This is a genomic window from Asticcacaulis taihuensis (assembly GCF_900100255.1).
GTDB lineage: Bacteria > Pseudomonadota > Alphaproteobacteria > Caulobacterales > Caulobacteraceae > Asticcacaulis > Asticcacaulis taihuensis.
The window spans coordinates 1-24,728 of sequence record NZ_FMTS01000001.1; the positions used below are offsets into that span (position 1 = coordinate 1).

Annotated in this window: 21 protein-coding genes and 1 tRNA gene; 17 read left to right on the plus strand and 5 right to left on the minus strand. The window is 59.0% G+C overall.

Features of this window, described 5'->3' with window-relative positions; genetic code table 11:
- The 12 genes from BLO49_RS00005 to BLO49_RS00060 form a co-directional block, all read left to right on the plus strand.
- Positions 1-649 (plus strand): EF-Tu C-terminal domain-related protein (locus BLO49_RS00005; RefSeq protein ID WP_245678794.1); only part of this gene is annotated, 649 nt, incomplete at its 5' end.
- Between the two features lie 287 nt (positions 650-936).
- Positions 937-1,209: a hypothetical protein gene (locus BLO49_RS00010; protein ID WP_090642672.1), complete on the plus strand. Its 273-nt coding sequence runs from the start codon at positions 937-939 to the stop codon at positions 1,207-1,209.
- 84 nt (positions 1,210-1,293) lie between these two features.
- Positions 1,294-1,629 carry a YbaN family protein gene (locus BLO49_RS00015; protein ID WP_090642674.1) on the plus strand — a complete coding sequence of 112 codons (336 nt, stop codon included), beginning with the start codon at positions 1,294-1,296 and terminating at the stop codon, positions 1,627-1,629.
- Complete coding sequence (locus BLO49_RS00020) at positions 1,626-1,868, plus strand: putative signal transducing protein (protein WP_090642677.1); 243 nt, start codon at positions 1,626-1,628, stop codon at positions 1,866-1,868. The genes BLO49_RS00015 and BLO49_RS00020 overlap by 4 nt, the downstream gene beginning before the upstream one ends.
- A gap of 123 nt (positions 1,869-1,991) precedes the next feature.
- The gene (locus BLO49_RS00025) at positions 1,992-4,220 is read left to right on the plus strand and encodes a S9 family peptidase (RefSeq protein WP_245678795.1); all 2,229 of its coding nucleotides are present in this window, start codon (positions 1,992-1,994) and stop codon (positions 4,218-4,220) included.
- A 130-nt stretch (positions 4,221-4,350) separates the two neighbouring features.
- Positions 4,351-5,178, plus strand: coding sequence for a GIN domain-containing protein (locus tag BLO49_RS00030; protein WP_090642679.1), 828 nt, complete (start codon positions 4,351-4,353; stop codon positions 5,176-5,178).
- A gap of 52 nt (positions 5,179-5,230) precedes the next feature.
- Positions 5,231-7,300, plus strand: a complete 2,070-nt coding sequence (locus tag BLO49_RS00035; protein WP_245678796.1) for a DUF3857 domain-containing protein — start codon at positions 5,231-5,233, stop codon at positions 7,298-7,300.
- Positions 7,301-7,392: 92 nt separating this feature from the next.
- Positions 7,393-8,637 carry an endo-1,4-beta-xylanase gene (locus tag BLO49_RS00040; RefSeq protein WP_245678797.1) on the plus strand — a complete coding sequence of 415 codons (1,245 nt, stop codon included), beginning with the start codon at positions 7,393-7,395 and terminating at the stop codon, positions 8,635-8,637.
- A gap of 119 nt (positions 8,638-8,756) precedes the next feature.
- Positions 8,757-8,832, plus strand: a tRNA-Trp gene (locus BLO49_RS00045).
- Positions 8,833-8,932: 100 nt separating this feature from the next.
- Positions 8,933-9,250 (plus strand): preprotein translocase subunit SecE, encoded by a 318-nt coding sequence (secE, locus tag BLO49_RS00050; protein ID WP_415499943.1) that lies wholly within the window; start codon positions 8,933-8,935, stop codon positions 9,248-9,250.
- A gap of 5 nt (positions 9,251-9,255) precedes the next feature.
- Complete coding sequence (gene nusG, locus BLO49_RS00055) at positions 9,256-9,831, plus strand: transcription termination/antitermination protein NusG (protein ID WP_090642685.1); 576 nt, start codon at positions 9,256-9,258, stop codon at positions 9,829-9,831.
- 132 nt (positions 9,832-9,963) lie between these two features.
- Positions 9,964-11,967 carry a TonB-dependent receptor plug domain-containing protein gene (locus BLO49_RS00060; protein WP_170828149.1) on the plus strand — a complete coding sequence of 668 codons (2,004 nt, stop codon included), beginning with the start codon at positions 9,964-9,966 and terminating at the stop codon, positions 11,965-11,967.
- Here the strand turns inward: BLO49_RS00060 and BLO49_RS00065 are convergent.
- A complete protein-coding gene (locus tag BLO49_RS00065) occupies positions 11,964-14,168 on the minus strand; it encodes a copper-transporting P-type ATPase (RefSeq protein ID WP_281187164.1) in 2,205 nt (734 codons plus the stop codon). The two genes, BLO49_RS00060 and BLO49_RS00065, sit on opposite strands and share 4 nt — an antisense overlap.
- Positions 14,169-14,177: 9 nt before the next feature.
- Positions 14,178-14,450, minus strand: a complete 273-nt coding sequence (locus BLO49_RS00070) for a metal-sensitive transcriptional regulator (RefSeq protein WP_090645883.1) — start codon at positions 14,448-14,450, stop codon at positions 14,178-14,180.
- 223 nt (positions 14,451-14,673) lie between these two features.
- On the opposite strand from BLO49_RS00070, the gene rplK reads away from it, so the two are divergent.
- Together rplK and rplA are read left to right on the plus strand one after the other, a co-directional pair.
- On the plus strand, positions 14,674-15,102 hold the full coding sequence (gene rplK, locus BLO49_RS00075) for a 50S ribosomal protein L11 (protein ID WP_090642689.1): 429 nt from the start codon (positions 14,674-14,676) through the stop codon (positions 15,100-15,102).
- Between the two features lies 1 nt (position 15,103).
- Entirely contained in the window at positions 15,104-15,790 is a 687-nt protein-coding gene (gene rplA / locus BLO49_RS00080; RefSeq protein WP_090642690.1) for a 50S ribosomal protein L1, read from the plus strand.
- Between the two features lie 51 nt (positions 15,791-15,841).
- On the opposite strand, the gene BLO49_RS00085 is transcribed toward rplA, so the two are convergent.
- The 3 genes from BLO49_RS00085 to ftrA form a co-directional block, all read right to left on the minus strand.
- Complete coding sequence (locus tag BLO49_RS00085) at positions 15,842-16,441, minus strand: MiaE family protein (RefSeq protein WP_090642692.1); 600 nt, start codon at positions 16,439-16,441, stop codon at positions 15,842-15,844.
- Between the two features lie 383 nt (positions 16,442-16,824).
- Positions 16,825-17,745 (minus strand): hypothetical protein, encoded by a 921-nt coding sequence (locus BLO49_RS00090; protein ID WP_090642694.1) that lies wholly within the window; start codon positions 17,743-17,745, stop codon positions 16,825-16,827.
- Between the two features lie 87 nt (positions 17,746-17,832).
- Positions 17,833-18,807, minus strand: a complete 975-nt coding sequence (gene ftrA / locus BLO49_RS00095) for a transcriptional regulator FtrA (RefSeq protein ID WP_090642696.1) — start codon at positions 18,805-18,807, stop codon at positions 17,833-17,835.
- Between the two features lie 401 nt (positions 18,808-19,208).
- Between ftrA and rplJ the strand changes: the two genes are divergently transcribed.
- From rplJ to rpoB, 3 genes are all read left to right on the plus strand, one after another.
- Positions 19,209-19,721: a 50S ribosomal protein L10 gene (rplJ, locus tag BLO49_RS00100; protein ID WP_090642699.1), complete on the plus strand. Its 513-nt coding sequence runs from the start codon at positions 19,209-19,211 to the stop codon at positions 19,719-19,721.
- 51 nt (positions 19,722-19,772) lie between these two features.
- Entirely contained in the window at positions 19,773-20,162 is a 390-nt protein-coding gene (gene rplL, locus BLO49_RS00105) for a 50S ribosomal protein L7/L12 (RefSeq protein WP_090642701.1), read from the plus strand.
- A gap of 423 nt (positions 20,163-20,585) precedes the next feature.
- Positions 20,586-24,659 carry a DNA-directed RNA polymerase subunit beta gene (gene rpoB / locus BLO49_RS00110; protein WP_090642704.1) on the plus strand — a complete coding sequence of 1,358 codons (4,074 nt, stop codon included), beginning with the start codon at positions 20,586-20,588 and terminating at the stop codon, positions 24,657-24,659.
- Positions 24,660-24,728: the final 69 nt, after the last annotated feature.

Genomic DNA, 24,728 nt, shown 5'->3' on the forward strand with positions numbered 1-24,728 from the left:
CGTCAACCCGGAAATCGGCGAACAGTCGATCCTGGCCCTGATGAAGACGGTCGACGAATACATCCCGCAGCCGGAACGCCCGATCGACCAGCCCTTCCTGATGCCGGTCGAAGACGTGTTCTCGATCTCGGGCCGTGGTACGGTTGTGACCGGCCGCGTCGAGCGCGGTATCGTGAAGGTCGGTGAAGAAGTCGAAATCGTCGGCATCCGTCCGGTTCAGAAGACGACCTGCACGGGCGTTGAAATGTTCCGCAAGCTGCTGGATCAAGGTCAGGCCGGTGACAACGTCGGCGTCCTGCTGCGCGGCACCAAGCGTGAAGACGTTGAACGCGGTCAGGTTCTCTGCAAGCCGGGTTCGATCACCCCGCACACCAAGTTTGTTGCCGAAGCCTACATCCTGACGAAGGAAGAAGGCGGCCGTCACACCCCGTTCTTCACCAACTACCGTCCGCAGTTCTACTTCCGCACGACCGACGTGACCGGTATCGTGAAGCTGAAGGAAGGCGTGGAAATGATCATGCCGGGCGACAACGCTGAGCTGGATGTCGAACTGATCACCCCGATCGCCATGGAAGAGAAGCTGCGCTTCGCTATCCGTGAAGGCGGCCGCACGGTTGGCGCCGGCGTCGTCTCCAAGATCGTGGAATAAGGGCCACAGGCCCTTAACCCGGACCTGCTACGGTGGAGGTGGAAACATCTCCATTAAGCGGAAACGGTACGATGAAGATAATGAAACCCCGTCGGTGCAAACCGGCGGGGTTTTGCTTTGACAGATCTATTGAACGGCGTGATATTCAAGTAGATTTGGGAGGGGATAATGGTAAACCGTAAGTTTTTAGTGGCTATGCACCAATTGCATGGGCCTTCCTGGCCAGTTCTGCATCTGCTCAATTTTATCTCCGCGACTTTGAAGCACCGCCTCTGAGCGAAGCCGAAATGAATGCGGGGATCGCGTATATTGAGTCTAACATCAAGATGCCGGATGGCGCTTATGCGTTGACTGATTATGGGAGATATTACGCGCAGGAAAGGGGTATTGTTTATGCCTTTTATGCAAAGCCGTGGGGTGGGGAAGGGTGGAAGCCCGGTGTGCATGTCGTGGCCTACGATGATCTGCCGGGCGTCATGGATGGCGGTTGCGACTTTATCGATGTCGTGTATGTCCCGTCCAACAAGACAATTTTCGCGGAATGCCACGGTTTGGCATGAGATAGTGACCAGAGTTGAAACATAAATAAGCGACTAGCCTATATCCGGAATCCTCTCTATTATCTGCGTATGAGAATAGTTTTCATGCTGGCGGGATTGCTTTTTGTCGGGCTCGGAATTGTCGGTGCCTTCCTGCCGGTCATGCCGAGCACGGTCTTCTTCATCATTGCCGCCGTCTTCTTCGCGCGCTCCAATCCCGTTTGGGAGGCGAAGATCATGAACCATCCGAAAATCGGGCCGCCGATCCGCGCTTTTCGTGAGCGCGGTGCCATCGCCAGGAGCGCAAAGATCGCCGCGGTGACAGCCATGGCGATCAGTTCCGTTATTTCGGCTTTCCTTCTACATGGCTGGTGGCGATTTGCCCCTGCCGGCGTTTGCGCCCTGTGCGCCGTGTTTATCCTGACGAGACCGAATGAATGAAAGAACTTGTTCGCGCCAATAATCCGGCCCTGATTTCCTTTGTGGAATCGCTGCTCAAGGAACTGGACATAAATTACTTCGTCGCCGATCAGGCGATCAGCGCGGCCGAAGGCTCCATCGGCATGTTCCCCAAGCGCATACTGGTCAGCGAGGACCATTTCGACAAGGCGCGCAATCTGCTGATCGATGCCGGACTGGAAGACGAGCTCCGCCCCCTTAACCCCGGATTTTGGCCATAGTTGCAATCGCAACAGGCTTGACGGGCAGGCCGGCGCGGGGATAGCGTCGGCGCTTCCATTTATGGGGAGTATGCCTTGATGAAATCCGCCCGTCTGTCCGCGATTCTTTTCGGATCGTTCTTGATGACCACCACGATGATGACGGGAGCCGCCATGGCGCAAGCCCCAACCGCCAGTGTCTCCGGCGCCAGTATCCAGCAAATCGCGCTCACGCCTGAGCGCGCCTTTGCCGATCCGGCCCTGTCCGGACCGAGTGCCGTAGGTGTCAAGCTGTCACCGGACGGCACGCTCCTGACCTTCCTCAAGCCGAAGGAAAAGGACCATAATATCCAGGATCTGTGGGCCGTGCCGGTAAAAGGCGGCGAGCCCTATGTGCTGGTTGATGCCGATAGCCTGACCTCATCCGACAAGGCACTTTCCGAAGCCGAAAAATCACGCCGCGAGCGGATGCGGGTATCGGCGCGTGGAGTCGTCGCCTATGAATGGTCGGAGAATAGCCAGTCAATCCTGCTGCCGCTTGATGGTGATGTCTACATGGTCGATCGCGCCACGAAAAAGGTGACGCGCCTGACCGAAACAGCAGGTGACGAGGTGGACGCCAAGCTGTCGCCGGACGGCAAGGGCATTTCCTATGTCCGCGACCAGACCCTCTATCTGAAAGACCTGAAGACCGGCGCCGAAACCGCGCTGACGCCGAAAGGTGAGGGCACAACCACCTACGCCACAGCCGAATTCATCGCCGAGGAGGAACTGGACCGCCACACCGGCTACTGGTGGAGCCCGAAATCAACCCAGGTCGTTTACCAGAAGACCGACGAAAGCGGGGTCGATATCGCCCAGCGCGTCGAAATCGGCGGCGAGGGCATCAAGATCGTCGATCAGCGCTATCCCTTTGCTGGCAAGCCAAACGCCGTGGTCGAACTCTATGTCAAGACGATTGGTGGCGGCGATGTAAAGGTCGATCTCGGCAGCAATCCGGATATCTACCTGGCGCGCGTCAACTGGGCCAAGGACGGCAAGTCTTTCTATGTCCAGCGTCTGAGCCGTGATCAGCACACCTTGGACTTGCTTCAGGTTGACCCAGCCACTGGCATTTCAAAAGTGATCCTGTCGGAAACCTCTGACACCTGGGTCGAACTGCATGACGACTTCCGCCTTCTGGCCGATGGCAGCTTCATCTGGTCGTCCGAGCGCGATGGCAACAAGCACTTCTATTATTACGGCTCAGACGGCAAGCTGATCCGCCAGGTGACGCATGGTGACTGGCCGGTCGACAAACTGGCCGATCTGAATGAGAAAACCGGCGAGCTTTATTTCACTGCCTCGAAGGATACGCCGATCGAGCATGGCCTGTACAAGGTCAGCTACAAGACGCCGGGCGAACCGGTGGCCCTGACGAAATCCGGTGGCTGGTGGACGGCCGATGTCTCCGGCGGCGGCGCGGCCTTTATCGGCGGTTATTCCGACCCGCAGACCCCGCCGCAGACCGCGCTTTATGACGGCACCGGCAAGCGCCTGCGCTGGATCGAGGAAAACAGGCTCGACGCCAGCCATCCGTATGCGCCTTACAAGGACGAATACAGCCAGCCGGAGTTCGGCGAGTTGACGGCTGCCGATGGTGAAAAGCTGGAATATTCGATCCTTAAGCCGAAGGGCTTCGACTCAGCGAAAAAGTATCCGGTGATCTTTTCCATTTATGGCGGGCCGGCCTCGAAGACGGTGAAAAAGACCTGGGTGTCGCCCGCCACGCGCCTGTGGCAGGAAGCCGGCTACATCGTCTTCTCGCTCGATAACCGCGGCACGCCCGGCCGGAGTGTAAAATTTGGTCGCGCCATTTACAAGAGCTTTGGCCAGAAGGATATTGACGACCAGATCATGGGCGCCAACTGGCTGAAGACCTTGCCCTATGTCGATGGCGATCATATCGGCATCATGGGGTGGTCGCAGGGCGGTTTCGTCACCCTGATGGCCCTGACCGCGAAGGATACGCCGTTCGCTGCTGGTAATGCCGGTGCGCCACCGACCCAGTGGGAGCTGTACGACACGGCCTATACCGAGCGCTATATGTCGACCCCGCAGGACAATCCGGATGGCTATGCCAAATCCGATGTGCTCAACCGCCTCGATAATCTCAAGCCGGGTTCACTTTTGCTGATGCAGGGCATGTCGGACGATAATGTCCAGTTATCCAACTCGACGCGGGTCATGGCGGCCCTGCAAAAGACCGGCGTGCCGTTTGAACTGATGCTCTATCCGGGCGAGCGTCACGGCCTGAAAGGCAACGAACGCAACCTGCAAAAATTCCGGCTCCAGCTCGATTTCTTCAATCGCAAGCTCAAGCCGAACGGGTAACTGAAAGGGCCGGGGAAAACCTCAGGCCCTTTTCTGTTTGATTACAAACGCTTCATGACAGCTAATTAAGTTGTCTCCGGCGTGCCTTGTGTCCAAAATGTGTTCAACACCCTATCAAAGGACATCGATCATGAAGACCCTCTGCCTGATTTCTGCCGTATCCATTTCCGCCCTTATGGCCGGCGCCGCCTCGGCCCATACCGAGGTTGAACTGAAGAATATCGCCGCCCGTGTGGTGGTCACGCCGGAAAACCGCCCTGATGTCGAACTGAAGGTGGCCTATGGCAATGCCAAGGTGCCGGTGATCATGGTCTCGACCAGGGGCAATACCCTGGTGGCCGATGGCAAACTGCGTGGCCGTCATCTGAACTGCAAGGCCGGTGGCGTCGATATCGGCGGCCTGGGTTCTGTCGCCAGCGCCGATCTGCCGATCGTCTATATCAAGGTGCCGATGGATGCCAAGGTTTCGGCCGGCGGCGCCACCTACGGCAAGCTGGGCGCCAGTCAGTCGCTGGAGTTCAGCGAAGGCGGCTGCGGCAACTGGCAATTGGGTGACGTGGCCGGTAAGGCCGAGGTCAATATCGGTGGCTCCGGTGATGTCTCCCTGACGCGCAGTGCGGATGCCGCGGTCAATATCGGCGGGTCCGGTAATTTCACCGCCACCTCGGTCAATGCCATTGAGGCCAATATCGGCGGCAATGGCGATATCCTCGTCAATCAGGTCAGCGGGCCGGTCGAGGTCAATATCGGCGGGTCCGGCAATGTGAAACTGGACAGCGGCGTGGCGTCGAAAATGGAGGTCAATATTGCCGGATCGGGTGATGTGCGGTTCGGCGGTGAGGCCAAGTCACTGGAAGTCAATATCGTCGGCTCCGGCGATGTTCGCGTCAAGACGGTCTCCGGCAATATCAGCAAATCCGTCATGGGCTCCGGCAATGTCCTTGTTGGTCAGTGGTAAATCGTACGCATCTTCGCCTCCCACGGTTTAGACCTTTACAGGGTTAAGCCTTGTGTTAACGATTAACGGCCCGGTCAGCACCAAGCTGGCCGGGCCTGATTTATTGGCGTTTGTTGGGGTGGGAAACGTGTTCGAGGAAGAGGTCAGGCGGCATATCCGTTTCGCGCCGGAACCCGACTGGGTGAAGGTGCAGGCGTTTCGGCGGCCGCCCGCTCTTGACCAATCCAAGGCCCCCTATGGTTTCTATACCTGGCTGGTCGATGACCAGTCGCGGCTTGATATCCGGCCGTCGCGATATAACCGTACGATCGAAGAAGTGGTCAATCTGTCGTCATTGAGCTACCTGGCCAATGTCACCCTGCCGTTCAATCCCTATTATGATGACCTGACCATCCACCATATCCGCATCCTGCGGGGTGATGAGGCGATCGAGGTCGATGTTCAGTCGCGTTATATTGTTATGCGCCGCGAACGTAGTTTCGAGCGCCTGGTGCTCGATGGGCGCTGGACCCTGGCCATCACCCTGCCGGATGTGCGGGTAGGGGATATCATAGATACCGCCATGACCCTGACCGGTGATCCGGCCTGTTTTCAGGGTGAATTCTCCGTACCGGTCATGTTGCAGAATGTCATCTACTGGGACAGGCGCCATGCGCGCCTGCTGGTGCCGCCGGAGCGCCAGATGTACATGCAGCCGTTTCCGCTGGGCTGGATCGAGCCTAAAGTAAGCAAGCTCGATGACGGCTACAGCGAAATCCTGTTCGAGGCCGACCACGTCCGTGAATGCGACTACGAGGACGATGCGCCGGGCTGGGTCATGCCGGTGCGCGGCGCCTATGCCTCAAGTATCGATAACTGGCCGCGGGTCGCCGATGTCATGCGCGCCGGCTTCGAGGGCGATGACGATTATCCGGAGGGGCTGCTTGAGGTCATCCGGCAGATAGAGACAGACCACGAAGAGACGAAGGACCGCATCGTCGCCGCCGTGCGCTGGGTGCAGGAAAGCATCCGCTATTTTGCCTTTTCGTTCGGGGAGGGCGGCTTTGTACCGCGCAATCTGAAGGAGATTTTCGCGGACCGTATCGGGGACTGCAAGGATGTCTCCAAGATGATCGCGGCCATGCTGACCAAGATGGGCGTGGAAAGCTGGCCGGCCCTGGTCGATACCAAGCGCGGCTTCGATCTGATCAATACGCAGCCGCGCCTCGGCTCCTTCAATCACTGCATTTCCATGTGTGTGCATGAAGGGCGCATGTACTGGTTTGAGGGTACGTCCGATGTGGCGCAGGGCGGCGATCTTGACCACATGGCGCAGAATGATCTCGGCTACGCCCTGATCCTCAAGCCGGGCGGCGACCTGATCCGCATGATGGAGAAGGCGCCGGGCCTGGACTATGAGGTGCGTGAAACCATTCACCTGCCTGAGAAAAAAGGACAGGAAACTCTCATAGAGATTGAATATATCTATCGCGGGGCGCGGGCCGATGGCGTTCGGCGCGAACTGCGCCACCACAGCCTGACGAGCTATGTCGAGGATCGCTGCGCCCTGTTCAGCTATATCTACGGCATGAACATGTGCGCCATTCCGCAGATGGTCGATGATCGCCGGCTGAATGAGATCACCATTACGACGCTGGTGACGACCGATAATCCCTGGCATACGAATGGTGAGGCCAGGGTCTTCTTCAGCCCGGAATCCGGCTTTGATTATGTTCTGGAAGAGCCGGAGGGCCGCCGGCGTTTTCCGTTTGATATTGGCGATGTGCGCGAAGGGCGGATCACGACCCTGATCAAGACGGCACTGCCTCTGACCTGGCCGGACAAGGCCAAAATATGGGATTTCGGGGGGCTGCGCCTGAGCTTCACCCCTCGCCAGACGGTGGAAGGGTATGAGGCGGTGCGGGACTATACCGTCCTGCGTCCCTGGTTGTCGGCAGATGAAAAGATGGCGCTCGACCGTGCCTATACGGAGATCGGCACCTATGATCGTATGAGCATCTGCGTGCCACCGAAACCGGTGGCGACGTGGCGATCGGGCCTGGTGACGCGCGTAGCCATCTGGGCCGGCCTGCCGGTCGCAGGTCTGCTGGTCTGGCTGATGAGTCGTTTCCTTCTTTCATAAGTTTTGATAGTCAACCGCAAAGAACACTTGACGCCATGATAGCGCTATCATTTAATGGTTTTTAACATATAAAAATATCAGGGATGGAACCAATGAAACCAACGGGACAAATGAACCGTCGTGGGTTGCTGCTGAGTGTGGCGGCCTCCGGACTGGTCGCAGCCTGTGGAGGTGGCGGCGGCGGCGGTGGAAGCAGCACCGGAGGTGGCGGCGGTAGTTCGTCCTCCAGTTCTTCCAGTTCTTCTTCCTCGTCCTCCAGTTCTTCTTCCTCGTCCTCCAGTTCTTCCAGCCTGCCGGACCCGGCGACCGCGCCGGCGCTCAAGACGCATTTCACCAGTCATTTCAAGATCGGCTTTGCGGTCGATCCCGGTCTGACCACACAATCGCCTACACATGAGTTGCTGCTCAAGCACGCCAGCACGCTCACAGCGGAAAGTGTGATGAAGGCCAATCCGATCGGCGTATCGGCTGGCGTTTATGATTTTACCGAAGCGGACAAGCTTATCACTTTCGCGCAAGCCAATGGTATCGCGGTGCGTGGTCACGCGCTGGTCTGGCACCAGACCTCACCGTCCTGGTTTTTCGATGGCGACCGCAGCGATATGGCCACTTACCGGGCATTGGTCCGCGGGAGACTGGAAACCTACATCACCGATGTGGTCACGCATTTCAAAGGCAAGGTGTATTGCTGGGACGTGGTCAATGAGGTGACCAGCGATGATGCCTCGGCTACCTACCGCAATTCCGACTGGTATCAGATATTCGGTTCCGATTTCATAGATTATGCCTTCCGGGCGGCACGTGCGGCGGATCCATCCGTAAAGCTGTTCATCAATGAATATTCAACCGAAGATGCTGCCAAACGCGGGCGCCTGATGACCATTGTGCAGGGAATGCTGGATCGGGGTGTGCCGGTTGATGGCGTAGGGCATCAGATGCACATTAATACCGGTTATCCCTCGGCGGCGCAGGTCGAGGGGGCCCTGACCGATGTTGAGGGCAAGGGGCTGATCAATCACATCACAGAAATGGATGTCTCGGTCTATAATGATCCGGTCAGTTGTTTCAGCGGCACCGGCTGCGCCGCACAGATTTCAACGGGCACCGCAGCTTTCAATACGGCCATGACCGCTCAGGCGCTGAAATACCGGGAGTTGTTTGATGTGTTCACTGCGCACACCAGTGTCGAATCCGTGACGCTTTGGGGTGTGGCCGATAATCATACCTGGTTGGACAGTTTTCCGGTCACGCGCAAGAACTATCCCTTGCTGTTTGACCAGGTGGGTGACCCGAAAGCGGCCTTCTGGGCAATTGTCGATCCGGCATTTGTACCGTAAGTCATTTAAGTTGTGAAAAATCCTGAGATTGCCTGTTGCGTGCCGGGCGATCCACTGATAAACCGCACGCCTCCCATGGATATGTACGGATTCTGGTCCGGACTGTCCCTGAGAACTGCAGGGGTGTAGTTCAGCTGGTAGAGCGTCGGTCTCCAAAACCGGATGTCGTGGGTTCGAATCCCTCCGCCCCTGCCACTTTCTCTTTTCAAAGGCTTGAAACCTGGGTTTCTAGCCTCATTTCTGTTGTTCGGAAGCCGCGATCCGCGGCGCTCACATTGAATAGGCGTTTTTGACGGTGAAGAAACCTGAGACGAAGACCAAGACCGTTGAGCCGGGCCGCAAGGTCGCCATTGGCAAGATAAACGTCGCGCAGGCGCCGGCAGGTGCCGCCGCCGTTGAAAAGGCGCCGAAAAAGCCATTCAATCCGACGAAGTTCTTCAAGGAAGTCCAGATCGAAGCCAAGCGCATCACCTGGACCAGCCGCAAGGAAGTCTGGATCACCACTGTGATGGTACTGATCATGGTCGTGCTGGCCGGTATTTTCTTCTTTGTTGTTGACGGCGGTATTGGCTTCCTGACCAACTACGTCACTAAAATCGGCCTGCAAGGATAAATTATATGGCTACCGCTGCACATTCCGAAACGCCGGTTCTCTCCAACCCGAACCACAAGTGGTACATTGTCCACGCCTATTCCAATTTCGAGAAGAAGGTGGCCGAGGCTCTGCGTGATCAGGCGAAGTCGCAGGGTCTGGAAGACAAGTTTTCTGAAATTCTGGTTCCTACCGAGGAAGTGGTTGAGGTCCGCCGTGGCCGCAAGTTCAATTCGGAACGCAAGTTCTTCCCCGGCTATGTGCTGGTAAAGATGGAGCTTTCGGACGAAGCCTATCACCTGGTCAAGAACACGCCGAAGGTGACCGGTTTCCTCGGTTCGGGCTCGAAGCCGATGCCGGTGTCGCAGAAGGAAGTCGACCGCATTCTTGGCAATTCGGCGGCTGCGGTCGAGCGTCCGATGCCCGTCCTGTCGTTCGATATCGGCGAGAAGGTCAAGATCGTCTCTGGTCACTTCGCCTCCTTCGATGGCGTTGTGGAATCGGTCGATCAGGAACATGCCCGCCTGCGCGTCTCGGTGTCGATCTTTGGTCGCGCCACGCCGGTCGAACTGGAATATGCTCAGGTCGAAAAGACGGCCTGACGGCCTTCGGGGTCGAGAAGACGGCTTAAATTCACTGACGGCATGAATGTCGAAAAAGCGCTTCGGTAAGCCGGAGCGCTTTTTTGTGTCCGGAGGCTGTGTTATGCCGCGTTCGGCCATATGGGGAAAGGCATGAAGAGGATTATCTGTGCCGTATCTGGCCTCGGCCTGATGGCTGCCGGTATGGCACATGGGCAGGTCATGACCGCCTTGCCGGCCGAGATCGAGGTTGTGGTGGCCGGCCATGAGGCTGAAACACCTGATCGCCAGACCTACGACGTCACTCCGGACCCCGAAGCGCGCAGCGGCGTCATTGCCGATATCCTGCGCAAACTACCCTCAGTCACTTTTTCTCCGAATGGCACTGTTGCGCTGCGGGGCGCCGCCGTGACGGTCCTGGTTGATGGCAAAGCGCCGCCGGAGGGCAATGCGGTGATCCAGAGCCTGCCATCGGCGGCGGTAGACCGTATCGAAATCATGGCCACGCCTTCGTCGCAGTTTGCGCCCGCCGGAACGGGTGGCATCATCAACCTCATTACGCGCCGGCACCGCCTCATGAAGCGCTCTGGTGAGGTCACCGCTCAGACCAACACATTGGGGCAGGGGAATGCGTCGCTGTCCTCCAGGCTGGAAACCGACCGCTGGACGGTGAACAGCCAGTTCTATGCCGATCATTTCCTTGATCGCAGTGTGCCCTATCTCCAGCAAGCTGCGCTTAACGAAAACGAGGATGACTATGACGTCACCGACCGTGAAGATCACACGCGGGCCGTTTCGGCCACAGTAAACGGCCGGCTCAGCGCGGCCTGGAAACTGTCGGACCGCGCCGATCTGACCTTCAAGGGAGAGGCGGGCCGTTATGACTCTGTCAGCCGCGGCATTACCTATTATCGGGGGTTTGATGACTTCGATGAGCGTTCCGACATCCGAAGCGCCAACCGGCATAGTGATGTTCAGGTGCTTTATGATTACGCAGGCGACAGTCATGGTGAATATCTCTCCCTGACGGCTGAACATCTGCAGAACCGGAGCCGGACCGCCTCGGTATATGATCAGGTCGGCGGATATCCTTATGATACCTTATTTGCCAGCAAGAGCGTCACGGACCGGGCGCAAGGGGATTATGAGCGCCGGTTCGGCCAAGGGCGGCTGACCTTTGGTGCGTCGTTCGACCGGACGGGCCTGAAACTGCAATCCGGTTCGGAAAGCGTCGAACTGGCAATCGGGCTGGCGGATTATTTCGATGGGTTCTCAGCCAGCCGCACGCTTACGGCGGTTTATGCCACCTGGCAAATGCCGGTTGGCCCCTGGACGGTTCTGAGTGGCCTGAGAGCAGAAAGGGAGAAATTGCGGCTGGTGGATACGGGTAAATCCGATGCCCTGGCCTGGTATCCGTCCTTTCACGCCGGCCGGGATCTGACTGACAGGGCGCGACTGAAGATCGACTACAGCCGGCGCGTGCTGCGTCCCGACCTCGGTGAATACGATCCAGGCATCCGCTACTTCGGCGCCTTCAAGGCATTTTCGGGAAATCCGGACCTTAAGCCACAGACAACGGACTCATACGAGATCGGCTATGCCTATGACGAAAAGGACTTCGGCACTGATGCGACCTTATACTACCGTGAAACGCGCGGCAGCTTCACGGGCTATGCCGAACTGACGGATAACGGCCTGCTGCTGACCAGTCGCATCAATTCCGGCCGCAGCCGGTCCGGTGGGCTGGAACTGACCTGGCGCGGCCCCTTGTCGAAGCGCCTGAGCTATTCCGCCAATGGTAACCTGTCCTACACGGAATTCCCGTTTGCCGATGGCGGTACGCACAGCCAATTCGGCTGGTCCGGTAATGTGCTGCTCGAATACAACACCGACAATGGCGATCAATATCAGCTCAATGCGACGGGGTACGGCCGGGCCCTGACCTTGCAGGGCTATACCCGCGGCGTTTGCCGCCTTGACGCCAGTTACCAGCACCGCCTGAATGACAGGCTGTCGCTTGTGGTCAGCGCAGCCGATATTTTCAATACGTCACGGTTCAGCACGGTCGTGGATACACGGGCGCTGAAGACCGTATCAACAGGCCGGCCGAACCTGCGGACGCTGAAAATCGCGTTGACCTATCGCTTCGGTGCTTAAAGCTTCGCCGCGCGTATGCGCAGGGCATTGGCGATGACGGAGACCGAACTGAGCGACATGGCGGCCGAAGCAATGACCGGTGACAGCAGCAGGCCAAACGCCGGGTAAAGCAGGCCGGCCGCCACCGGCACGCCGATGGTGTTGTAGGCAAAGGCAAAGACCAGGTTCTGCTTGATATTGCGCATCACCACCCGGCTCAGGGCGCGCGCCTTGACGATGCCGCCCAGGTCGCCCCGGATCAGTGTGATGCCGGCGCTTTCCATGGCGATGTCGGTGCCGTTGCCCATGGCAATGCCGACTGTGGCGGCGGCGAGGGCAGGGGCGTCATTGACGCCGTCACCCGCCATGGCGACCTTGCGGCCCTGGCGGATCAGATCCTCGATCACGTTGGCTTTCTGGTCCGGCAGAACATCCGCGCGCACGTCCGTCAGGCCCAGTGAGACCGCAACTGCCTGGGCGGTGGCAGTATTGTCGCCGGTCAGCATGATCACGTTCAGGCCCTCCGCTGTCAGGGCTTTCAGGGCGGCAGGCGTGGTGGTCTTGACCGGATCGGCGACGACGATGATCCCGGCGGGGGCGCCATCGAGGGTGAGGCTGACAACCGTCTGGCCCTGATCGCGGTAAGGCTGGGCCAGCGCGGTCAGTTCCGGCGTCTCGCCGAGCAGAGCGGCATTGCCAAGCGCGATGGCCGTGCCGTCAGCCGTGCCGGTGACCCCCTTGCCGTTCAGAACCTTGAAGTCACTGACCGCATGGGTCGGCAGGCCCTTGGCCTTGGCCTCCCTGACGATGGCGTCGGCAATCGGATGTTCGCTGAGCGCCTCGACAGCCGCGGCCATGGCCAGGACACGGTCCTCATCGATCGTGCCGACCGTCCTGACCGCAATCAGGCGCGGCCTGCCCTCGGTCAGGGTGCCGGTCTTGTCAAAAACCAGGGTGTCTACGCTTTCAAAGGCTTCCAGGACAGCCGCGTCGCGCACCAGGATGCCTTCGCGGGCGGCGCGGCCGGTGCCGGCCATGATCGACATGGGCGTGGCCAAGCCCAGGGCGCACGGGCAGGCGATGATCAGTACGGCGATAGCGTTCATCAGGGCGTGGCCGAGACGCGGCTCCGGTCCCCACAGCATCCAGCCGGCAAAGGTCAGCACGGCGCAGAGGACGACGGCCGGCACGAACCAGCCCGAAACCGTATCAGCGACACGCTGGATGGGCGCGCGTGATCGCTGCGCCTGGCCGACACGGGCGACGATCTGCGCCAGCAGGGTATCATTGCCGACTCGTGTGGCTTTCATCGTCAGGCTGCCGGACTGATTGACCGTGGCGCCGGTCACCTTGTCACCCGGCTGTTTGCTGACCGGCATGGCCTCGCCGGTCAGCATGGATTCATCGACATGGCTGGCGCCATCGACCACCTCACCATCCGTCGGCACCTTTTCGCCCGGACGGATGCGCAAAGTATCGCCGACCTGCACCTGTTCGAGCGGGATCGTCTCTTCTTCACCATCGCGCAGACGATGGGCCGTGGCGGGAGCCAGTTTCAGCAGGGCGCGAATGGCGTCACCGGTCTGGGCGCGCGCCTTCAGTTCGAGCACCTGGCCGACCAGTACCAGGGTAGTGATGACGGCCGCAGCTTCAAAATAGACGGCGGGCGTCATGCCGGCCATATGCGGAAAAGCGTCGGGCACAATCACCGCCACCGCGGAGTAGGCCCAGGCCACCAGAACGCCCAGGGCGATCAGGGTAAACATGTTGAGGTGGCGCGTCGTCAGGGATTGCCAGCCGCGCACAAGGAAGGGCCAGCCGCCCCACAGGGCCACCGGTGTGGCGAGGAGTAGCTGTATCCAGACAGACAAGTGGTCCGGCACAAGGGAGGGCAGGCCCAGATGGGCGCCCATGGCCAGTACGGCGACCGGGACGGACAGGATGGCCGAAATCCACAGGCGGCGCGTCATGTCGGCCAGTTCCGGATTGGCGGTATTCTCCAGGGTGATGACTTCGGGCTCCAGCGCCATGCCGCAGATCGGGCACGAACCGGGGCCTTCCTGACGAATCTGCGGATGCATGGGGCAGGTATAGACGACGGCCTCGCCAGCCTTCGGTTCAGGGACGGGCGTTGCTGGAGTTGTGTGGGGGTGGCAGCAGGACTTGGCTTCAGGACCGGTGTCAACAGGCGTGTGTGAATGATGATTTGTGTGTTCGGGCATGGTATCCGCCTATTCGTATTTCTTCAGCAGGGTCATAATCTCGGCGATCTGCGCCGCCTGCTGCGTTTCGTTTTCACTGGCGGAACGCTTGAGGCAGGATTGCATGTGCGTTTCCAGTACGGCCAATTCGATGGATTTAAGGGCGCTGCGGGCGGCACGGAGCTGGGTCAGGATGTCGATGCAGTAGCGTTCGTCCGCGACCATGCGCTTGACGGCTTCGATCTGTCCGGCGGCGCGGTTAAGCGCAGGCAGTTGGGCGGAATGGGAGGGGTGATGCGCCATTTTGATGTCCATATACCTGGGGTGGGTATGTGTTGGATATACCCCTGCTGGGTATAAATCAATGCGGCATTGTGTCGGTTTTCAGTCTTCTAAGCCTTGCCAAGCCGTGACAAAGCGGTTATAGCGCCGGCTCTTCGTTGCATGACGAGGGTAAATCCGTGGGAGCAGAGATGCGCACCACGGCTCACATTGTCCTCATCGTGAGGACTACAGGAGATATCTAATGGCTAAGAAAATCCTGGGCTATATCAAGCTCCAGGTGAAGGCCGGCTCTGCCACGCCTTCGCCCCCCATCGGCCCGGCACTGGGTCAACGCGGCGTCAACATCATGGGTTTCTGTAAGGAATTCAACGCCCGTACCGAAAACGTCGAGAAGGGCACACCGCTTCCGACCATCATCACGGTCTATCAGGACAAGTCGTTCACCTTCGTGACGAAGACTCCGCCGGCCACCTTCTTCATCAAGCAGGCACTGAACCTGAAGTCCGGCTCGAAGCTGCCGGGCCGCGATTCCGCCGGCAAGATCACGCGCGCCCAACTGCGCGATATCGCCGAAAAGAAGATGAAGGATCTGAGCGCCCACGATCTCGATCAGGCGACCAAGATCATCGAAGGTTCCGCCCGTTCCATGGGCCTGCAGGTGGTGGACTAATATGACCAAGATCGCAAAGCGTATTAAGGCGTGGGAAAACGACGCCAACAAGCTCTACGGCCTGACCGAAGCGCTGAACGTCGTCAAGGCGAACGCCAAGGCCAAGTTCGACGAATCCGTTGAAATCGCCGTCAACCTGGGTGTCGACCCGCGTCACGCCGACCAGCAGGTCCGTGGCGTCGTCAACCTGCCGTCCGGCACCGGCAAGGACGTTCGCGTCGCCGTGTTCGCCAAGGATAAGAAGGCTGAAGAAGCTCTGGCCGCCGGCGCTGAAGTCGTTGGCGCCGAAGACCTGGTCGAAAAGATCATGGGCGGCTTCATGGACTTTGACCGCGTCATCGCGTCCCCGGACATGATGGCCCTGGTCGGTCGCCTCGGTAAGGTGCTCGGCCCGCGCGGCCTGATGCCGAACCCGAAGGTCGGCACCGTCACCCCGAACGTCGCCCAGGCCGTCAAGGATGCCAAGGGCGGTGCGGTCGAGTTCCGCGTCGAAAAGGCCGGTATCGTCCACGTCGGCGTCGGCAAGGTGTCGTTCACGGTTGAACAACTGGAAGCCAACGTCAAGGCCCTGGTCGACGCGTTGGTCAAGGCCCGTCCGTCGGGCGCCAAGGGCCTCTATGTCAAGAAGATCGCTCTGTCTTCGACCATGGGGCCGGGCGTGAAGGTCGATACGGCCTCTGCCTCGTAAGTCTTTCAGACTGAAAAGAATTAAGCCGCTCCAGCAATGGAGCGGCTTTTTTTATGCCGGTGGGCCTGAGTGAAAACGGAATTCTGTGTCGGGTTCGGCGATCAATGCCTGTTCGGTTTCGCGGATGACCGGAAGGCGCCGGGCAATGTCATCCGCGTCACCGTAAAGATGCGCCAGCTTGAGGTAACCGGTGAAATGGCGCGCTTCACTTTTCAGCAGACCGAAATAGAACTTTCCCAGTTCCTCATCGAGATGCGGCGCAACGGCGCCAAAGCGTTCGCAGGAGCGTGCCTCGATAAAGGCGCTGATCAGCAGGATATCGACCATCGTGCCGGGCTCGGTGCGGCGACACAAACGCCGCAGGCCCATGGCGTAGCGTGACGGGGTGAGGGGGCGTAGCGCAATGCCGCGCCGCTTCATGATCTTCATCACCTGCTCATGATGCGCCAACTCCTCGCGGGCCAGACGCGCCATGGCAAGGATGAGCGCCTCGCTTTCCTGATACTTGGCCATCAGGTTTATGGCATTGCTGGCCGCCTTGTACTCGCAGTTCTTGTGATCGAGCAGCAGCAGGTCCTGGTTCTGCAGCGCCGCATCGACCCAGGCGGGCGGTGTCGGGCTGCCCAGAAAACTATGGATATCACTCAGCATGGAAACTCCTTGCGCATCTATTGGCAAGGCCGCGTTTTGAAATCAAGTCGTTCGTTCAGACTGACGTCATGAAGTTGTAACAAATGTAAATAATGGCAGCCAAGAAATTTGCACGTTTATGCAAAAATATCTCTTGAAAACATTACCTATTGTTCACTCGACTTCCTGTGCCGTTGCGGTATTTTCAGACTTGTGGGATTCGGCATATTAATGTTATGCGGGCCGCGGGATTTCAAGGCGGCTTAATACTGCTTTTGCCTCACTTATTTCCTGCCATTATTTGGCAGATGACAGGTTTATCTGAGTGAACTTCCTCTCCGGGTTGCCGCAGCTCAGGTAATGTGGGGGAAGATGTAGGCGCATCTTCCCCTTTTATATTGCCTTCAGGAGGCGAGGCGCTCTGCCTCGGCGTCTGGATCGGGCAGGACGCCCAGTTCAATAAGGTCCGGCTCACCGGCGGTCTTGATGATGTCGTAGATGACCTGTTTCTCTTCGGCGCTGAAATAGGCGTCGCCCCGGCCGCCGACGCCCTTGTTGAAGCGCACGGCCTCCTTGTCCTGCATCGCCAGTTGCAATGCCGCCTGCGCCTGTTCACGGCTATAGGTATGGGCGGGATCAACATGCTGGATGATAGCCATCAGCAGGTCGACCGGACGTTCCACGAGATCTTCGTAACGCATCCACAAGGGTGGACGTATGCCCTTTTCCATGCAGGCTTTTGAATAGCGCAGCCAGCTACCGTAATGGCGCGCGTACCATAGGGGGGCGAAGTGGATCAGTCCATGCCGGCGTTCCTCCGCCGTCATTTCCGAAAACGGCTTGCCGTTTTCGGTCAGGAAATCCCAGTCGGGATAGCCGCCGGTCGCCAGGTTTTTCTCCTGGTGGTTGGCCCAGGAAACGAGCGTGTCGTAAATATTACGCGTGGCGATCAGGACCGGAATATCAAAAGCTTCGACGATTTCAGTGGTTGCCTGGGTGGCCACTGTATGCAGGTGCATGACGGCGGCGCGCGGCGTGGTGTCGGTCAGGACATGTTGGTTGAAGATCAGCGGAAAATAGGGCTCGCGGTTGGGGCCGACGGCGACATAGGAGCCGCGCGACAGGTGCGCCTGGTAGTGGAAGCTGAGCAGGTGGATCAGCGCCACGCGCATATAGGTGCCGCCGACCTTCAGCGGGTAGGCCAGTATGGTCTGGATGTTTTTGGTCTTGGTGGCGGTGATCATGCCACGCATTTCCGCCGTGATTTCGCCGGTATGGACCGGCATGGTGCTCATGATTTTATAAATGGCTTCATATGCGGACATGATGTCTCCTAAACTCACAGCTACGCGCTTTGTACATCAGACGCGATTCAGAGTTAGAATTTCATTAACCACGTTTGGAGCGGCGGTTCAGGCCGAAACCCGTCCGAAGGTCTGCCGATAGGCGGTGGGGGTGGTGCCCATCTGTTCGCGGAAGTGGTGGCGCAGGTTGGTCGGCGTGCCGAAGCCGGTATGTTCGGCGATGCGCTCGATGCTGATGTCGCTGGTCTCCAGATGATCGCGGGCTTCGCACAGCCTGACATTCAGAAGCCATTTGGCCGGAGTCATGCCTGTGGCCTCGCTGAAGCGGCGCAGGAAGGTGCGTTCGCTCATTCCGGCGCGACGGGCCAGGTCCGGGATGCGATGTTCCTGATGCAGGTGCTTGCGCATATGGTCAAGCAGGGGGCCGAGGCGGTTACTTTCATGACTTGTCGGTACGCTGCGCTCGATAAATTGTGCCTGACCGCCATCGCGGTGGGGCGGCACGACCAGCCGGCGCGCCACGGTATTGGCGGCGCCCGGACCGAAATCCCGGCGGATCAGATGCAGGCACAAATCGATTCCGGCGGCGCTGCCGGCCGAGGTCAGGATTTGGCCCTCGTCGACATAAAGCACATCGGGGACGATTTCGATTTCGGGATAGGCGGCCTTGACGTGATCGGTATATTTCCAGTGCGTGGTGGCTCGCTTACCAGCGAGCAGACCGCTGGCGGCCAGGACGTAGACACCGGAACAGATGGTCAGGATACGGGCGCCGCGCCTGTGGGCCGCGCGCAGAACCTCGGTCAGTTCGGGCGGTACGGGGCGGTCGATCGGCCAGCCCGGAATGATGATCGTGCCGGCATCCGCGAAAATCTCCAATCCGGCATCGGCCGTCACGCGCAGGCCGGCCGTGGTGCGCACCGGGCCGCCTTCGAGACTTGCGATTTTAAAGCTGTACCAGTCGGGGCCCATCTCCGGGCGATCTAGGCCAAACAGTTCGACGGCGATACTGAACTCAAACAACGGCATACCGTCGAAGGCGAGGAGGGCGACTTGACGGTTGAGGGGGTGCGATTTTGGCATGATCTATACGTTAATACGCATTTGCGCCATGTTCAAGCCATCCGGGATCGGCTGAGAAAACATGACCCGGCCTCTTGATTTATCAACGCTTTGCCTGTAAGGAGCGCGCCTCGGCCTGGAGAACCCATGTTCTCCGTGTCGTTCTGTCAGAGACCTTCGGGGATCAGGGGCCGCCTGATCCATAATAGCCGGGAGCCCCCGGATGCCGAAATTAGACGGGACGCGAAACGCCATCAAAGTTTACCTGTCTTTCCTTAAGTGCGAAAGGTCCGGTGCCTTTGGGTGATCAGCATCTCATCTCGACAGCGACTGCCGCGTTTGGAGATTTCTCCAGACGCTAAAGTCATTTGTTAGTTTTGAACGGATTGTCCGTTTGAAGCATCACCCCATGGAGGCCAGCAATGGACCGCGCAAAAAAGGCCGAGTCGATCGAAGAGCTCAAGAGCGTCTTCGCCGAATCCGGCTCCGTGGTTGTTACCCAGTATTCGGGTATGACCTTTGTGGAAATGTCTGAACTTCGCAACCGTCTTCGTAAGGAAGGCGCGGTGCTGAAGGTGTTTAAGAACCGTCTGGCTCAAAAGGCCCTGAACGGCTCGGTCGGCGAAAAGGGCGATGCCCTGTTCAAGGGCCCGGTCGCTCTGGTCTATTCGGCCGATCCGGTTACCGCTGCGAAAATCTCTTCCCAGTACGCCAAGGAAAATGACAAGCTCAAGATCATTGGCGGCATCATGGGAACGGATGTTCTCAACGAAGCAGGCGTCAAGGCCCTGGCCACCCTGCCTTCGCTCGACGAACTGCGCGGCAAGCTCATCGGCCTCCTGCAAGCCCCGGCGACCAAGATCGCTGGCGTTCTGCAGGCCCCGGCCGGCGCTGTGGCCCGCGTTATCGCGGCCCACGCCGAAAAAGCGGCTTAAGCAACCTCATACATTATCACATCAACACATCTTATCTTTTAAGGAAATCACATGTCTAAGTTGGAAAAGCTGGTCGAAGACCTGTCCGCCCTGTCCGTCCTGGAAGCCGCTGAGCTCTCCAAGCTGCTCGAAGAAAAGTGGGGCGTCTCCGCTGCCGCTCCGGTCGCCGTTGCCGCTGCCGCTCCGGCCGCCGGTGGCGCTGCCGCCGCTGACGCTGGCGAAGAGCAAACCGAGTTCACCGTCGTCATCGTTGACGGCGGCGACAAGAAGATCAACGTGATCAAGGAAATCCGTGGCATCCGCGCCGATCTCGGCCTGAAGGAAGCCAAGGACCTCGTTGAAGGCGCCCCGGCGACCGTCAAGGAAAACATCTCGAAGCAGGAAGCCGCTGACATCAAGAAGAAGCTTGAAGAAGCCGGCGCCAAGGTCGAAGTGAAGTAATTTTGGCGACTGCCAGAATTTAAAAATTGCAGGCCCGGAGGTTCGCTTCCGGGCCTGTTTTCATTATGTGCATTCGGGATTGCGCAGTCACTCAAAAAACCGTCTTGACAAATTTGAAAATAATTAAAACCACCCCCTTTACATATGGGGATAAGTGGGGTACGTGACGCTCCCCCTTGAGGCGTATTGCGTCCGAAATCGGGGCCCGAATGCCGGTCTTATGCTCTTTCTACCGGAGAAGGGTTGGTCCTCAAGGATCATAAAAACAGCGTCTTTGGTCCTTTGGCCAAAAAAGAGCAGGCGCAAGGCAAACCTTTCGGCCCGGAAACGGCCCAAACCCTAACCTTCGCGCGCAGTTCCACTGCACAAATTCGATCTCATAAAGCGTTTTATACGCCCACCTAACCTGTGTCAGGAAAAACGATGGCCTTATCGTTCACCCAGAAGAAGCGGATTCGCAAGTCTTTCGGCCGTATCCCCGAAGCTATCCGTATGCCCAACCTCATCGAGGTGCAGCGCTCGTCCTATGAGCAGTTCCTGCAGCGCGACGTTCGCCCGGCCAATCGTATCGATGACGGCCTGGAAGCGGTGTTCAAGTCCGTCTTCCCGGTGAAGGATTTCAACGAGCGCGCCACGCTGGAATACGTGTCGTATGAGTTTGAAGAGCCCAAATATGACGTTGAAGAGTGCATTCAGCGCGACATCACCTATGCCGCGCCGCTGAAGGTCAAGCTGCGCCTGATCGTCTTTGAAATGGACGAGGAAACCGGCGCCCGTTCGGTCAAGGATATCAAGGAGCAGGACGTCTATATGGGCGATATCCCGCTCATGACCGACAAGGGCACCTTCGTTGTCAACGGCACCGAGCGCGTCATCGTTTCGCAGATGCACCGGTCTCCGGGCGTCTTCTTCGATCATGACAAGGGCAAGACGCACTCTTCTGGCAAGCTCCTGTTCGGTGCCCGTGTCATTCCGTATCGCGGGTCTTGGCTCGACTTCGAGTTCGACGCCAAGGACATCGTCTATGTCCGTATCGACCGCCGCCGCAAGCTGCCGGCCACCTCCTTCCTCTATGCCCTGGGCATGGATGGCGAGGAAATTCTGACCACTTTCTACGACGTAGTGCCTTACGAAAAGCGCGAAGCCGGTTGGGTCACGCCGTATAAGTTCGAGCGCTGGCGCGGTGTGAAGCCGGAATTTGACCTGATCGACGCCGACAGCGGCGAAGTGGTGGCTCAGGCCGGCACCAAGATCTCGGCCCGTACCGCCAAGAAGCTGGGCGATACCGTCAAGTCGCTTCTGCTCAGCCAGGATGCGCTGGTCGGCCGTTATCTGGCCCGCGATGCGGTCAATTTCACGACCGGTGAAATCTACGCCGAAGCCGGTGACGAGCTCGATGCCGCCGCCGTGAGCGTGCTGGAAGAGCAGGGCTTCACGACGGTCGACGTGCTGGATATCGACCATGTCACCGTTGGGCCGTACATGCGCTCCACCCTGCGCGTCGACAAGAACTCAAGCCGCGAAGATGCCTTGTTCGACATCTATCGCGTCATGCGTCCGGGCGAGCCGCCCACGATCGAAGCCGCCGAAGCGATGTTCAACTCCCTGTTCTTCGAACTGGAGCGTTACGACCTGTCGAGCGTCGGCCGCGTGAAGATGAACATGCGCCTGGAACAGGAAGTCGCCGACAGCGAGCGCGTCCTGCGCAAGGACGACATCCTGAAGATCCTCAAGATCCTGGTCGGCCTGCGTGACGGCCGCGGTGAAATCGACGATATCGACAACCTCGGCAATCGCCGTGTGCGTTCGGTCGGCGAACTGCTGGAAAACCAGTACCGCGTCGGTCTGCTGCGCATGGAACGCGCCATCAAGGAGCGCATGTCGTCGGTCGATATCGACACCGTCATGCCGCACGACCTGATCAATGCCAAGCCGGCCGCCGCCGCGGTGCGTGAATTCTTCGGCTCGTCGCAGCTCTCGCAGTTCATGGACCAGACCAACCCGCTGTCGGAAATCACCCACAAGCGCCGCCTGTCGGCCCTGGGGCCAGGCGGTCTGACCCGTGAGCGCGCCGGCTTTGAAGTCCGCGACGTTCACCCGACCCACTATGGCCGTATCTGCCCGATTGAAACGCCGGAAGGTCCGAACATCGGCCTGATCAACTCCCTGGCTACCCACGCCCGTGTCAATAAGTACGGCTTCATCGAAAGCCCGTACCGTAAGGTGATCGACGGCAAGGCGCAGGAAGAGGTCGTCTATATGTCGGCCATGGAAGAGTCGAAGCACGTTATCGCTCAGGCCAACATCAATATGAAGAACGGTGAGATCGCCGACGACCTGGTTCAAGGCCGCGTAAACGGTGAGCCGGGCCTGCAACAGGCATCGACCGTCGATTATATGGACGTGTCGCCGAAGCAGGTCGTGTCGGTCGCCGCCGCACTCATTCCGTTCCTTGAAAACGACGACGCAAACCGCGCGCTGATGGGCTCGAACATGCAGCGTCAGGCCGTGCCGCTCGTAAAGGCAGATGCACCGTTCGTCGGCACCGGCATGGAAGAGGTTGTGGCCCGCGATTCCGGCGCTACCGTTGCCGCGCGCCGCACCGGTGTGGTCGAACAGATCGACGGTACGCGTATCGTTATCCGCGCCACTGAGGAGCAGGATCCGAACAAGCCGGGCGTCGATATTTATCGCCTGTCGAAGTTCCAGCGTTCCAACCAGAACACCTGTATCAACCAGCGTCCGCTGGTTCGCGTGGGTGACAAGGTGGCTGCCGGCGACATCATCGCCGACGGCCCGTCGACCGATCTCGGTGATCTGGCCCTTGGCCGCAACGTCCGCGTGGCGTTCATGCCATGGAACGGTTACAATTTCGAAGACTCGATCCTGATCTCTGAGCGCATCGTGCGTGATGACATCTTCACCTCTATCCACCTGGAAGAGTTTGAGGTCATGGCCCGCGATACGAAGCTCGGGCCTGAAGAAATCACCCGCGACATCCCGAATGTCGGCGAAGAAGCCCTGCGCAACCTCGACGAAGCCGGCATTGTCGCCATCGGCGCCGAAGTCCAGCCGGGTGATATCCTGGTCGGCAAGGTGACCCCGAAGGGCGAAAGCCCGATGACTCCGGAAGAAAAGCTGCTGCGCGCCATCTTCGGTGAAAAGGCCTCCGATGTCCGCGACACCTCCCTGCGCCTGCCGCCGGGTGTTGCCGGTACGATCGTCGAAGTTCGCGTCTTCAACCGTCACGGTGTTGAAAAGGACGAACGCGCCCAGGCCATCGAGCGCGCCGAAATCGAACGTCTCGGCAAGGACCGCGACGACGAACTGTCGATCCTGGAACGCAATATCTATGGCCGTCTCAAGGAACTGCTGCTCGGCAAGATCGCCGTGTCGGGTCCGAAGGGCATGGGCCGCGGTGAAGTGACCGAGGAAAAGCTGGCCGAGGTCTCCAAGGGCCTGTGGTGGCAAGTGGCCCTCGAAGACGAGAAGGTCATGTCCGAGCAGGAAGCCATGAAGCGCCAGTTCGAAGACGCCCGCAAGCGTCTCGACCGCCGCTTCGAGGACAAGGTCGAGAAGCTGCAGCGCGGTGACGAGCTGCCGCCGGGCGTCATGAAGATGGTCAAGGTGTTCGTGGCGGTGAAGCGCAAGCTGCAGCCGGGTGACAAGATGGCCGGTCGTCACGGCAATAAGGGGGTTATCTCCAAGATTCTCCCGGTCGAAGACATGCCGTTCCTGGCCGATGGTGAGCACGTTGATATCGTTCTGAACCCGCTGGGCGTGCCTTCGCGCATGAACGTCGGCCAGATCTTTGAGACCCACCTCGGCTGGGCCTGTCACAATATCGGCCTGCAAATCGCCGCCCTGTTGGAAGACTGGCAGAACGGTGGCCAGAAGCAGGCCCTGATCGATCACCTGCGGGGCGTCTATGGTCCGGATCAGGAACTTCCCGAGTCGGAAGAGGAACTGATCGACCTGGCGAAGAACCTGTCGCGCGGCGTGCCGATAGCGACCCCGGTCTTCGACGGTGCCCACATCAACGATATCGAGGACATGCTCGAATTCGCCGGTCTCGATCGTTCCGGTCAGTCGATCCTGTACGATGGCCAGACGGGCGAGCGCTTCAAGCGTCCGGTCACCGTCGGCATCATCTACATGCTGAAGCTGCACCACCTGGTCGACGACAAGATCCACGCCCGCTCCATCGGGCCATACTCGCTCGTCACCCAGCAGCCGCTGGGTGGTAAGGCGCAGTTTGGTGGTCAGCGCTTCGGGGAAATGGAAGTCTGGGCTCTGGAAGCCTACGGTGCTGCCTACACCCTCCAGGAAATGCTCACCGTCAAGTCGGACGACGTGGCGGGCCGCACCAAGGTTTACGAGGCCATCGTCCGCGGCGACGACAGCTTCGAAGCCGGTATCCCGGAAAGCTTCAACGTTTTGATCAAGGAAATGCGTTCGCTTGGTCTGAATGTCGAGCTTGAGAATGGGCAAGGGTAAGTAAGCAAGGCGAGGGGGCACGGCCCCCTCGACCCCATAACTTAGCCGCATTGAAATTTTTACGGGCCT